The sequence below is a fragment of the Clostridium nitrophenolicum genome (assembly GCF_055391695.1).
Genome location: NZ_AP042469.1, coordinates 2,038,184 through 2,051,754 on the forward strand (window position 1 = coordinate 2,038,184; position 13,571 = coordinate 2,051,754).

Annotated in this window: 14 protein-coding genes; 11 read left to right on the top strand and 3 right to left on the bottom strand. The window is 29.5% G+C overall.

Annotated features, from left to right (window positions below; all coding sequences use genetic code 11):
- The first annotated feature begins 115 nt into the window (after positions 1 to 115).
- Complete coding sequence (splB, locus tag ACZ5N4_RS09465; protein WP_464209321.1) at positions 116 to 1,138, top strand: spore photoproduct lyase; 1,023 nt, start codon at positions 116 to 118, stop codon at positions 1,136 to 1,138.
- A 246-nt stretch (positions 1,139 to 1,384) separates the two neighbouring features.
- Here splB and ACZ5N4_RS09470 read toward each other — a convergent pair whose 3' ends face one another.
- The 3 genes from ACZ5N4_RS09470 to ACZ5N4_RS09480 form a co-directional block, all read right to left on the bottom strand.
- Positions 1,385 to 1,996: a LysE family translocator gene (locus ACZ5N4_RS09470; protein ID WP_464209323.1), complete on the bottom strand. Its 612-nt coding sequence runs from the start codon at positions 1,994 to 1,996 to the stop codon at positions 1,385 to 1,387.
- Between the two features lie 83 nt (positions 1,997 to 2,079).
- On the bottom strand, positions 2,080 to 3,540 hold the full coding sequence (locus tag ACZ5N4_RS09475) for a HAMP domain-containing sensor histidine kinase (protein WP_464209324.1): 1,461 nt from the start codon (positions 3,538 to 3,540) through the stop codon (positions 2,080 to 2,082).
- Position 3,541: 1 nt separating this feature from the next.
- Positions 3,542 to 4,258, bottom strand: a complete 717-nt coding sequence (locus ACZ5N4_RS09480; protein ID WP_464209326.1) for a response regulator transcription factor — start codon at positions 4,256 to 4,258, stop codon at positions 3,542 to 3,544.
- Positions 4,259 to 4,570: 312 nt separating this feature from the next.
- Between ACZ5N4_RS09480 and ACZ5N4_RS09485 the strand changes: the two genes are divergently transcribed.
- The 10 genes from ACZ5N4_RS09485 (at position 4,571) to ACZ5N4_RS09530 (ending at position 13,474) form a co-directional block, all read left to right on the top strand.
- On the top strand, positions 4,571 to 5,482 hold the full coding sequence (locus ACZ5N4_RS09485) for an ABC transporter ATP-binding protein (RefSeq protein ID WP_464209328.1): 912 nt from the start codon (positions 4,571 to 4,573) through the stop codon (positions 5,480 to 5,482).
- Entirely contained in the window at positions 5,479 to 6,237 is a 759-nt protein-coding gene (locus tag ACZ5N4_RS09490; RefSeq protein ID WP_464209330.1) for an ABC transporter permease, read from the top strand. Before ACZ5N4_RS09485 ends, ACZ5N4_RS09490 begins: the two co-directional genes overlap by 4 nt.
- Positions 6,238 to 6,246: 9 nt before the next feature.
- Positions 6,247 to 6,981: an ABC transporter permease gene (locus ACZ5N4_RS09495; protein ID WP_464209332.1), complete on the top strand. Its 735-nt coding sequence runs from the start codon at positions 6,247 to 6,249 to the stop codon at positions 6,979 to 6,981.
- 236 nt (positions 6,982 to 7,217) lie between these two features.
- Entirely contained in the window at positions 7,218 to 7,844 is a 627-nt protein-coding gene (locus ACZ5N4_RS09500) for a YhbD family protein (RefSeq protein WP_464209334.1), read from the top strand.
- Positions 7,845 to 7,858: 14 nt separating this feature from the next.
- The gene (locus ACZ5N4_RS09505) at positions 7,859 to 8,599 is read left to right on the top strand and encodes a polymer-forming cytoskeletal protein (protein WP_464209336.1); all 741 of its coding nucleotides are present in this window, start codon (positions 7,859 to 7,861) and stop codon (positions 8,597 to 8,599) included.
- A 197-nt stretch (positions 8,600 to 8,796) separates the two neighbouring features.
- Positions 8,797 to 9,555 (top strand): polymer-forming cytoskeletal protein, encoded by a 759-nt coding sequence (locus ACZ5N4_RS09510; protein ID WP_464209338.1) that lies wholly within the window; start codon positions 8,797 to 8,799, stop codon positions 9,553 to 9,555.
- A 375-nt stretch (positions 9,556 to 9,930) separates the two neighbouring features.
- Positions 9,931 to 10,410 carry an S-ribosylhomocysteine lyase gene (locus ACZ5N4_RS09515; protein ID WP_464209340.1) on the top strand — a complete coding sequence of 160 codons (480 nt, stop codon included), beginning with the start codon at positions 9,931 to 9,933 and terminating at the stop codon, positions 10,408 to 10,410.
- A 317-nt stretch (positions 10,411 to 10,727) separates the two neighbouring features.
- A complete protein-coding gene (locus ACZ5N4_RS09520; RefSeq protein ID WP_464209342.1) occupies positions 10,728 to 11,213 on the top strand; it encodes a hypothetical protein in 486 nt (161 codons plus the stop codon).
- Positions 11,214 to 11,373: 160 nt separating this feature from the next.
- Positions 11,374 to 11,508, top strand: a complete 135-nt coding sequence (locus ACZ5N4_RS09525) for a cyclic lactone autoinducer peptide (RefSeq protein WP_464209344.1) — start codon at positions 11,374 to 11,376, stop codon at positions 11,506 to 11,508.
- A gap of 109 nt (positions 11,509 to 11,617) precedes the next feature.
- Positions 11,618 to 13,474, top strand: a complete 1,857-nt coding sequence (locus ACZ5N4_RS09530) for an ATP-binding protein (protein WP_464209346.1) — start codon at positions 11,618 to 11,620, stop codon at positions 13,472 to 13,474.
- Positions 13,475 to 13,571: the final 97 nt, after the last annotated feature.

Genomic DNA, 13,571 nt, shown 5'->3' on the forward strand with positions numbered 1-13,571 from the left:
TAAAAATAGAGCCTCATTTTTATGTACATAATATTATCTAAAATCGTAGAAATTAAAGTATAGATAATATTATTGTAAGGAGAGGAGCAGAGCTTAAAAGCTCTGAAGTATAGACATGTTTATTCCTAAGAGAGTAATATTTGAAAAAGGTTCTTTAGATTATGAAATAGGTAAAAATATATACAATAAATTTAAGGATAACTCTGATGTAGAAATAATAAAGCTAACCTCTAATAAAGTTAAAGAAAATATTCCTGGTGAAGGACTGTTTAATTTTTATAGAGAAGGTAAAAGGACATTGGTGGTTGGAGTGAAGAAGGGGGTTAAGTTTCAGTCATGTAAGCCTTCAGCTCATTATCAATTACCAATAGTGTCTGGCTGCATAGGACAGTGCCAGTATTGCTATTTAAATACCAATTTAGGTGATAAGCCTTATATAAAAGTTAATGCTAATTTAGATGATATTCTAGAGCAAGCACAAAAATATATAGATGAAAGATTGCCTGGAGTAACAATATTCGAGGGTTCTGCGACATCGGACCCAGTACCGATAGAACCATATACTAATGCTTTAAAGAGAACTATTGAATACTTCGGCAAAAGTGAAAAAGGAAGGTTTAGATTTGTTACTAAGTATAGTGATATAGACACACTACTTGATGCAAAGCATAATGGTCGCACAGAGATAAGATTTACACTGAATACAGATAAGGTAATTAAGGAATATGAAAATAGAACTGCATCAGCTGCTAAAAGGATAGAGGCCTGTGTAAAGGTAGCAAAATCAGGATATCCTATTGGATTTATAATAGCGCCGGTATTCTTGTATGATAATTGGAAAGAGGATTATAGAGAGCTATTATTAGAGTTACATAAGCAGTTGCCAAATAATTTAGACTATCCTTTGATGTTTGAGGTTATATCTCATAGGTATACTACGAGAGCTAAGAATATAATATTAGAGGTATTCCCCGATACAACACTGCCTATGAATGATGAAGACAGAAAATATAAGTATGGACAGTTTGGATATGGTAAATTTGTTTACACAAAAGAGCAGCTGCAGGAAATGAAAGAATTCTTTAAAAATGAGATAGAATCTATATTTGAGAATAATATTATAAAATATATAATATGAAGTAAACTAGTTATAAACTTAATTAAGCAATAGTTACTTAATAAATAGTAAATTTTGGGACTTTAAAAAGCAGAACTATAGGTGAATCCATAGAAGGTTATCACCTATGGTTCTTTTGGATTATAGAAGAATAGTTATGGGGCTGATTTTAACGCATAGGCACATACTCCACAGTTTTAGCGCATTTTATTAAGACTTCGGTAGCACAAGACGGGGACATGAAAGCCACAGCTGCTATGCAAATAACTATGGCTTTTTTACTGCAGTTTTTATTCCAAAAGCAATTAATACTAGTCCCACAATTATATTCAATGAATTAAGAATAGATGACTCTAAAAAATTATTTATAAAACTACCTGAGATTGAAATAATTGTTAGAAAAAATAGGGTTGATAACACTGCACCAAGCCCAAAGGAATACATATCCTTTTGCTGCATCTTTTCTTCAGAAATTTTTGTGGAAAAAACGCCTGCCCAAAACAGTATAGTTAGTGGATTAGATAGAGTTAATATAAGCGTTTTCAAAAAAATACCTTCCATACTTTGTTTTGATAGAAAATTTAAGCTTGGTATTAGAGAAATTCCGAAAACTCCAACTACATTGCTTGTACCAAAAATAATAAGTACAAAAGCTCCAAAGTATTTTATCATCTCCTTTGCTCTTTCATATTTATTAAGTATGGTTCCAATGCCAAAGATTGCTGCTAGTATATATAGACCATCAATAATTGTTACGCTCAATACCCCTGTCTCTGCTGCTAAAAAGCCTGAGGAAGCTGCAGTTTGAAAAATAAATAAGCAGATTGGACCAACTGCAATCTGTAATAACATTCCAAATCGAAACCCTTTTAAAATCATATAGAAACCTCCTGTTCAGTACTATTTCTCTTAGTGCCGATAAAACAATTAAGATATTTAATTTTATATGAAACTCCTCTTCCTTACGTCGGAGGAGTAAGCGATTCACACAAAATCACAGATTTTGGTTCTCTGCTTAAAGTTAAGGTTAGAGTAGTACCAATTCCTATTGTGCTCTCTATAGAAATAGAAGCTTCATGAATATCTATTATCTGTTTTGCTATAGCCATACCTAAACCAGAGCCTTCCGTTGAAGATGAGGTGTTTGTTCCTCTATAATACCTTTCGAATATGTGCTTTAAATCTTCAGAAGAAATACCAGTTCCAGTATCTTTTATTTCTATACAAATATCATCCTTTTTATAAATAGAAACATCAATTTTAACATTTTCATCATTGTGAATTATTGAATTAAAAATCAAGTTAACTAAACATCTTTTAAATAAATCTTCATCTACATAGGCAAATATGTTTTCTTCTGAAGCATGAAAGTTTATCTTTCTATTTGCGTATAAGGGGTGATTTAGAATTCCTATAATTATATTTTGAAGTAGATTAACAAGATTTACTTCTTTTTTATTTAGGGTAAAGGCTTTATTTTTTATCTTATAGGTTAAATTTAAATCACCGATTAAGCTTTCAATATATAAAGCTTTATCATAGATTATATTTGAATAATCTAAAATCTCTTCTTGAGAAAAGCTGTATTCATTATCCTTCATAAGCTCTGAATATCCTTTAATAGAGGATAGAGGAGTTTTTATATCATGAGATATAGAAGAAATCCAGGTATCTCTCATTTTATCTAATTCATCTCGCTTATTTTTATTTTCTCTAAGAGTTATTCCTAAATTATTTAGATTACTAAGCACATTTTTATATATACCTTTTTCTTTAAAGTTAACTTCATAGTTTCCTTTAGAAAGTTGATTTATGCCATTTATAATATTTTCTAGAGGCTTACCCATTCGCATACCAAATAAAAAATAGGATAAGATTATTGCTACAAAGATATTTATACACATTAAAATAATAAATCCATTCCAAGCAAAGTTTCTCATTGCAGAAGGATTAAAGATAAGAGTATATTTCGCAATAGTATTAGTAGGAAAACCTATAATATAAGTAAAGCTTTTATTATTAATAACTTTTTCACTTACAAATACGGAGGAATTTGCAACATCATATTTATAAATATGTGCAAAATTTATTGGAGTATATTTTATAGGAACTTCCTTTGGTTTATCAAAGGAATAGACTTCCTTAAAGTCGTTATCTATTATTTGAAGCCATGCAGAATTTTTTTTAAGCTTTTCTTTGCCATCAGCTATTAAATAAGGTGTATTATCACTTATCTGTATATTATCAGAAAAATTTAAAGTGAATCTTTGAGGGCTAAAATGGGACAGATCTTGAGTATATACAATTACCTCAAAATAGATAACTAAATTTAATATAAACTCTACAATAACTATAATTATAAGTGTAACTAAAAATTTTCTTGTTATCGATAGATTAGTTTTTAGCTTATTTATAATCTTCATTTTATACTTCCTTTATCAATTTGTATCCTAATCCTTTAATAGTTATTATATGCCTAGGGTTAGAAGGATCAACTTCTATCTTTTCTCTTAGCTTTCGTATATGCACCATTATAGTGTTGTCATATCCTTCAAAATCGTCTCCCCATACTGCATCGCATAACATTTGTTTACTCAATATCTGATTTGAGTTTTTAGCCATGTAAGATAATAGCGTGTATTCTCTTGGAGTAAGGGAAAGTAGTTCACTATCTTTCACGACCTCTCCTTTATGTAAATCAATCATTACATTTCCAAAGCTTATTTTTTCTTCTTTTAAAGATAACTCATTTTTTATATATATGTTTCTTCTTAAATGAGCCTTAATTCTAAAAGCCACTTCCTTTGGACTGAAAGGCTTAGTAACATAATCGTCAGCACCTAGTCCTAGAGCTAAAATTTTATCTACATCTTCAGATTTAGCAGATAAGAAAACAATTGGAACAAAGGAGAATTCCCGTATTTGTTTGCATACCTCAAAACCATCTATATGGGGCATCATTATATCTAAAACAATTAAATCTGGTTTTTCGCTTTTGCATAAGCTGATGCCTTCTAGGCCATTAGTAGCCTTAATTATTCTTCTAAAACCTTCCTTTTTTAGAACAGTCTCTATAAGTTTTAAAAGTTCAATTTCATCATCAATTAAAAGAATTTTTCTATCTAAAATTTCATCATACACGATTATAGACCTCCTAAGTTTAGATACATAATATCTGGCATTTTTAATTATAGCATTTATTCTTATATATTTAGCAAGATGTTGAAATTTTAAGGTTCCCTTAAGGTTCCAATAAAGATGTGTTAAGTTTGACAGCTTAGGATTATAGTTGACAATTGACATTGGACAGAGGACAGTGAAGGTGAGTTTTCTTCCTTACGTCAGAAAACTATTATATTTTTAAGCTCGTTTCGCTAAGGTGAAACATCGATTCATAGTATAAAGTATTAATTCAGTAAAACATTTTATTATTAAAGAAAGGTAGGACTAAAAATGTCACAATTTATTATTGAAACAAAAAATTTAAATAAAAGCTTTGAGGGATTTAAGGCAGTAAATGAATTAAATTTACAGGTAAAGAAGGGAAGAATATATGGGTTTCTAGGACCTAATGGTGCTGGAAAATCTACAACTATCCGTATGCTTTTAGGACTTATGAAACCAACAAGCGGAGAAATAAAAATCTTTCAGAAGAATTTAAGTGAAAACAAAATGGAGATTTTAAGGAAAATAGGGTCTATTGTAGAAGCGCCCTCATATTACGGAAATTTAACTGCATATGAAAATTTACAGGTAACAGCAAAGCTTTTAGATATTAATTACAAAACTATTGATGAAGTGCTTGAAATAGTAAGACTTACTGAGTGGAAAAATAAGCAGGTTAAAAAGTTTTCTCTTGGAATGAAGCAGAGATTGGGTATTGCTCAAGCTTTAATTTCAAAGCCAGAACTGTTGATATTAGATGAGCCGACAAATGGTCTTGATCCTGCAGGAATACATGAAATAAGAGAACTTATAAAAAGCCTTCCTAAAATCTCAAATATTACAGTAATAATATCCAGCCATATTTTAAGTGAGATAGAGCTTATGGTAGATGATATTGGAATCATAAATAAAGGTAAGCTTTTATTTCAAGGAACTCTTGAAGAGCTGCACAGTAGAAGTAAAGGGGAAATTTGTATAGCTTCCTATAACTTAGATGAAACAGTGAAAACTTTAAATGATTATGGATATAGAACAACAGTAAAAAATAGCAGCATATTTATAAACCCTAAAGAAATTAGTGCAGATGAATTACTTAGGCAATTAGTATTGAAAGGCAATAAAATATTTAAATTTGTAGAGGTTGAAAAAAGTCTTGAACAAATATTTATGGATGTTACTGAAGGAGGAAAGGCTATATGAGCTTAGCATTAATTTTAAGATCTGAATTTATGAAGTATAAAAGAAGCGCTTTATATAAAGTAGCATTTGCCATTCCTATACTTTCTGTTGTTCTATTTTTTATAAACTTGCATTTAAGATTTGATTGGTTAACTTCTGGTAAAAAACTTGAACAAGCAATAAAAATGGGAATAGGCGATAAATTAGGTATATTAATTTATACAAATCATCTAGGCACATTATGGTTTTTCTTTTTACTCACACTAATCGTTCTGCTGTCTGTTATAGTAAATTATACTGAATACAGTGAAAATACTTGGAAGCAGATACTATCAAGGCCAGTAGATAGGTGGAAAATATATTTTTCAAAATGGGTAGTAATTTTTACATTTACCACTATAGCTATAATCATAAATACTCTCGGATTAATAGCTATGAAAAACATTTTTAAGGTAGATGGGAGTTATGCATTAATAGTAAAATATTTTGTATTTCAATTTGCTACTGCTTTAGGAGTTATAAGTATTCAACAGTTTATTAGCTGTTATATTAAAAATTCTTTGATGGCAGCAGGAGTAGGCTTTGCAGCTGTAATGAGTGCCTACATGATGGCTCAAAGTGAGATTTTGGGGAATATTTTTCCTTATTCATGCTTTTTAAGAGCGATGCCTTTTGAAGATGGAAGTGATCCACAAATAGCAGCGATTTTTGGAGTTATTTCCTGTGTTATATGGTTATCTGTAGGAATTTTAGAGTTTAAAAATAGAGAGGTTTAGGAGGCTATTATGAAGAAGTTATTAGAAGCAGAGTTATTAAAGCTAAAACATTCTAACATCCTTGCTTTGATAATGTTTTTGCCACTGTTTTTTGTAGCATTAGGATTTACGAACTTTATAAGGTATAAGGAGTTATTTACATCAAAAGGACAAAATATATGGCAGCAGATATATACTCAAAGTGCAATGTTTTATGGATTATTCATACTTTCTTTATTTGTTACTATAGTAATGTCTATAATAGTTAGAATAGAAAATAGTGAAAATAATTTTAGAAGAATTTTAACTCTTTCAGTGAAAAGAAAAGAAATTTATTTAGCAAAGTTCTTGGTGGGAACTGGTATTGTATTTTTGAACTTACTTGGGTTTATGCTTATGGTTATAGCAGCAGGAAGTATTTTAGCGGGAACTAGTAAAATGCCTTTGGGTATAGTGTATGGCCCTCTATTAGCCTTTGTTGCACTTATTCCGGTTATGGCAATACAATACTATTTAAGCATGAGGTTTTCTAATATAGGAGTTGCATTAGGTATAGGAGCGGTATTTTCTATTCCTTCAGTATTAATATCTAATACTAAATTTTGGATTTTTTTCCCTTGGACATATTCAGGAAGAGCTATTTTGAGTGGAGCAAATGTGAATCCTTTTGAAACAGGATGGTATATGTATGCTATTGGTATAGTTGTAGCTTTATTGTTTACTCTTAGAGGTATGCATGAATTTAGTGAAAAAGATATTGTGTAGCAATGATGGAGCATAGTTTTATGCTTCATTTTTTTATAATGTAAATAATATCATATATATAGCTATAGTCCATATAAATTATCCGCAGCAAATTAGATTCAAGAATTCATAAAAATTCTATTTACAGCGTAACAATGTTATGTTACACTTGATTCATAGAAAGTGAATTGATGCTTTAAAATAATAAGTAGTATATTTTAACCAAAGCTATAAAGTATTAGAGAGGTGTTTATTATATGGAGCAGGATTTAATATCTAAAAAGGATTTACTTGAGCTTACGGGTATCTCTTATGGCCAACTATATAGGTGGAAAAGGAAAAATTTAATTCCTGAAGATTGGTTTATTAGGAAATCTACCTTTACAGGCCAAGAGACATTTTTCCCAAAGGATAAGATTCTAACAAGGATTGATAAAATAATAAATATGAAGGATGACCTATCTTTAGATGATTTGGCAGATATGTTTTCTCCAAATCCTACTGAAACTATACTGAACAAAGATGAAGTAGTGAAACGTAACATTGTTTCAAAAGTGACGCTTAACTTTTTCATAGAACAGCAGGGATATTCCGAGGAGTTTTCTTTTGAAAAGATACTTTATGCTTATATACTGGAAAAATTGCTTCAAACAGGTGAAATCAGTTTAGATGAAGGAAAAATTCTTCTTCAAGTGCTATCCGATAGTTATAAAAAATTTGAAGGTAAAAACTGTGAATTGATTTTTATTCGTAAATTTGGAATTTCTACATGTTTCTTAGTTTCAATTCCTAGTGAAATCTACTTCGAAAGCGGTGTGAAGGTTGTTGCTAGATTTAACCTAGCAAACTGTATTGAAGAGTTAAAAATTAAAATGAATGATTAGTGGAGGTTTATATTATGGAGAATAGATTAAGAAATAATCTTAAAATCACTGGAGAAGGTACTGCATCAGGTGGATTTTATAATAATGTAGTAGTTACCGGGAACGCTGATATAAATGGTGATTTTGATTGTATTGATTTTAGAATACTTGGAGAGTGTAATGTTAATGGAAATCTAAAGTCAAAAACTGGTAAAACCACTGGAGAAGTTAAAATTAAAGGAAACTTAGAATCAGAAGAATTCAAAATAAGTGGCAACTCCGATATCCAAGGAGATGTTGCAGTAAAAAAGCTTAAAATTCAAGGTGCAGCTAACATTGAAGGCAATATCTCATCAGAAGAAGTTAACCTTTTTGGTGAAGTAAAGGTTGAAGGTGACTGTAATGCTGAAGCTTTCATTTCAAAAGGTGCTTTTACAATTGGTGGGCTATTAAATGCCGGTGAGCTTAATATTGTATTATACTCAAAATCAAAGGTAACTGAAATAGGCGGAGAAAAAATAACTGTTAAAAAGGCCATAGCTTCTAAAATAAAAAAAATAATTAAATCTCTTTTTCTCCCATCAGATTTCTTTGATGGAAAATTATATACCGAATCTATAGAAGGCGATGATATATATTTAGAAGATACTAAAGCTAAAGTTGTACGAGGTAATAATGTTACTATAGGGCAAGGCTGTGATATCGAACTTGTAGAGTATAGAAACAGCTTTGAACAACTTGGTAATTGCAAAGTTATAGAAAATAGGAAGGTATAAAGTATTAGTAATTTATAGTCTTATATAACACTATCATTATATGGTGTATAAATTATTGGAGGTTAAAGTCCTAAATGGACTTTAATAGGTAATTTTGCTAGGTAAAAGTTCTAAATGAACTTTTACGGGTAACTTGTGAGCGGAAGCGAAAATCTTAAGTTACCCAGTACCCGAAGGGAAACAAGCAAAATTACCCAGTGTTTCGACTGAAAGGAGGAATTAAAATGGAAAATAGACATGATTTAAAGATTTCAGGTATGACAACTTCATCTGGAGGATTTTATAAGGATGTAGTAGTTAGTGGAACTGCACGAATAAACGGCGACCTAGATTGTATGGATATCAATATTGATGGGGTTTGTAAAATAATAGGTAATGTAAAAGCAAAAGATATAGATATAAATGGGGAAAGTAAACTTGATGGAGACTTAGAATGTGAAAAAATTAAAGTTAATGGTCATTCCAAAATCAGTGGTAATGCAGTAGTTAAGGATATAGATATTTCTGGTGCTGTTAACCTTAGTGGAAGTATTTCAGCGGATAATGTGTCTATTCAAGGTGTTTTAAAAGTTAATGGTAATTGTGATTCTGAAAACTTTGTCTCAAAGGGAGGATTTAATATATCAGGACTTTTAAACTCAGGAAATGTTGAAGTAGAGTTATGCACTAAGTGCAAAGCAAAAGAAATTGGTGGAGAAAAAATCAATGTAAGAAAGGGTGCAGCTTCAATATTTGATAAGCTTATGAAACCTCTTTTTACTATGATGGACATTTACGATGGTCTTACTGTTGAAACCATTGAAGGTGATGATATTTATTTAGAGAATACTAAAGCTAAAGTAGTAAGAGGAAACAATATAAGAATAGGATATAACTGCGAAATTGACCTTATAGAGTATAAGAATAGCTTTGAACAGTCTCAAGATACTAATGTTAAAGAAAGTAGAAAAATATAAATATATAGATATATCTTCATCAAATTGAACTCAATAGATTTTAATGTTATGATATAAGATATTGCAAATTAATGTGCAATATCTTAATTGTTTTAATTTTAAATAAAGTAGCTTTAGGTAAATTTTATTTTAAGCAGGCATCCAAAATCTCTGATTTTGAGATGATCGCTTAAGCAGAGAACTCAAATCTTAAGTAGATATCCCAAATCTTAAGTAGGCATCCAAAATCTATGATTTTGAGATGATCACTTACACAGAGTGCTGATTTGGTGATAGTCACTTACACAGAGTGCTGATTTGAAGTGAATCGCTTACTCAGCGAGTACTCATTCGACAGTATGGAGAAGGAGTTTCATATAATAAGGAGGAAAACAGATGGAGAAAATTACAAGCTTCACTATAAACCATTTAGAACTATATCCTGGTGTTTACGTTTCAAGAAAGGATAACGTTGGACAGTCAGTTGTTACCACTTTTGATATTAGAATGACTAGACCCAATGCCGAGCCTGTTATGAACACTGCAGAGATGCATGCTATAGAACATTTAGCTGCAACTTTTTTAAGAAATCACAGTGACTATGGCTCAAAAATAGTTTACTTTGGACCTATGGGCTGTAGAACAGGATTTTATTTACTTTTAAGTGGAGATTATGAGTCAAAGGATATAATTGATCTATTATCAGAAATGTTCCGTTTTATTGCAAGCTTTGAAGGAGATGTACCTGGTGCTTCTGCAAGAGATTGCGGTAATTATTTAGATATGAATTTACCTATGGCAAAATACTTAGCTAATAAATTTTTAAATGAGGTTTTATTAAATATAACTGAAAAAAACTTATATTATCCAGATTAATAAAAACTTTAGTTAATTTATAATTACACCCCCTGTTGTCGAGAAACAACAGGGGGTTTTGTCTTATTGAGGAAGTTTTTAAAAGCAAGTTGCGGAAGAAGAAGCCGTGATGTACGGCGGAATTATGATGGAATTAAGACAAAAAATATAATTAAAATAAAGTAGAGTTAATTCAATAAAGTAAGAAGGAATTTCACAATTAATATCGAATAATACAATATATAGAAAAAAAGTCAAAGTATATGAAGAAAATTATATATTTGTAAAAAATAAATATTTATTTCCTGTAAAAAATCATAAAATTGTGAAGAAAGGTTATGAAAAATATGATGAAGCTCCATTATATAGAAATTTTATTGAGAAGTATTCCTGAAGCTTTATTGATAATTTTGGGGATATGCATAGTAGCTAGAAAATCAATTGATATGAAAATTTATGTATTTTCCGGCATAATAATAGGGATAATCAACTTTTTTATAAGAATGCTTCCGATTTATTTTGGAATACATACATTTATTGATGTTGTTTTGATTATATGTACTATGGTTATTATTGGTATACCAATAGTAAAGTCAATATATGGCACTCTACTTATGACCTTAATATTAAGCTTAAGTGAATATTTAAACATAGCAATGTTAAGATTACTAAATGTCAATACAAATATTGGATTTATAAATCCTGTTATGAAATCTGTATTTGGTATTCCATCATTAATTATTACAGGCTTATTTATTATAATAATTCACTATTTTATAAAAAGAAAAGAAGAATTTAAAAATATCACTGGCTGCAAGACTTGAAGTTGCTATTGGAAGAAAGACTAGATTAGTTTTAGTTGCTCATGAAGGTAAAGAATAAAATATTTTATAAGTTAATCATATCAACTGTAGTATTAATAATGATGATGTTTATATTACATAAAATTATATTAAAACTATGTTGTTGAAAGGAGGAAGCATCGTGAAAAATAAGGTTGTAAAGTTGTTTGTTAGCCTTGCTACACTAATATGTACATTAGCGGCTTTATCAACTTCAGCTTCAGCTTGTAATTGGGTTTTTTATCAACCAGAAGAGCCTAAGTGCCTTAGGGAATAAGGCGTGAAAAATTATAAATAACCATTTTTGAAGGTAAAAATTACTGATTTATCAATTGGTAATTTTTATCTTTTGTTAAGGATGTCTAGCTTTGGGGGGAGATTTATTTATGAAACAGGATATAAATGAAAATGAAAATAATATACTTATAATATTATCTATTATGAAGATTTCGATAATAGCATTCATTTGTATAATTATATATATTAATGCACCTAGTTATTGGGTAGTTATAAATATAAAAAATAACGATGAATTTAGCTTATGTAGTGCAACGATACTTTTTTTCTTTTCAGTATTAACCTTTGTGACTTGGATAATAATTAATTTAAAATTAAAATTAGTAGCTAAGAGTTCATGGTTAATTGAAAATATTTTTTTTATATTAATTATATCTTTACCCATATATTTATTTAACACATACAATAATGAATGTAAGTATTTATTTTTATTATTAATAACATGTTCAGTTATTAAATATGGGCTACGATATGGAATTCTCACCTCACTTTTTTCATCAATATTTGTCCTTGGAGCAGATTTATTATATACTCCAACAGTTAATGGAATCAATATGAACTTTCAAAAAGATTTAATAATGGTGAGCATTTTTATTTTTATTGCATGGGTTCTTGGGTATTATGTGGAACTAGAGAATGAAAATAAAAGGAAGAAGGACAATCAGCTTAAATTATTGAGTACTGAATTAGAGGAACAGAATACAGAGAGACGTATAATTGAGGAATCATTATTGAAAAATAAAGTATGCTACGATATATTATTTGAAAACTCACAAAATGCTATCATTGTTCATGCTGATGGCAAAGTTTTGTATGCAAATAAGAGTGCAGCTAGATTACTGGGATATGAAAATCCTCTGCAATTAAATGATAAATTAATCTATAAATATTACTCACAAAATAATATAATGTCTATAAAGGAAAAGTATTTAAATATAGTTAGCGATAAGCTTTCTAAAGTTACATATGAAGAAACCGTACTAAACTGCAAAGGTAACTCAATTGCAGTACGTAATACATCTTCTTTTTATATATATGAGGGAAAACCTTCGGTATTGACTTTTTTACTTGATATAACATCAGAAAAACAAATAGAAACATTAAAGCATGATGTAGAAAAAAATTTAAAACTATTGAATGAATCTAGAGAATTTAATACACTTATAACAGAGTTTTTTACTAATATTTCTCATGAATTTAAAACACCAGTTAATGTTATTTCTATTGCTATTCAAACAATGAGTTTGTATTTTGAAAATTTTAACATTGATAATATAGATAAATGCAAATCATATTTAAAAATAATGAAACAAAATTGTTTTAGAATGACCAGATTAATAAATAATCTTATGGATATTACTAAAGTTGATTCTGGATTTGTTAAGGTCAACAAAAGAAATGATAACATAGTCAGTGTTATTGAGGATATTACTCAGTCCGTAGCAGCTTATGTAAAAAGTAAGGATATAGAACTTATATTTGACACTAATGTTGAAGAAAAAATTATGGCTTTTGACCATGATAAAATAGAACGGGTAATATTGAATTTACTAGCTAACGCTTTTAAATATACCAATCCCAACGGACATATATATGTAAATTTAGAAGATAGAGGAGAAAGCGTTATTATTACAGTAAAAGATGATGGACAAGGTATTCCTCAGAACATGATTAATGTTATATTTGAACGTTTTGGACAAGCGAATCGGTCACTTTCAAGACAATGTGAAGGAACGGGAATAGGATTGTATCTTGTTAAATCCTTTATTGAAATACATGGTGGCAAAATAAGTGTCACTAGCGAAGAAGGAGAAGGATGTGAATTTACAATAGTATTACCTGTAGAATTAGTTACTAATGAAAATTATGAAGATAAGGCTTTTTGTGAAAGTAAGGTAGAGAGGATAAATATAGAATTTTCTGATGTATACTCAATATCAACTTAATAGGATGTATTTGATTATGGTTTGTCTTCACTATTAAAACCTAGGAATATACATGGCTGTATTAGAGAAATCTGATACGGTTTTTATATGTTCAGCA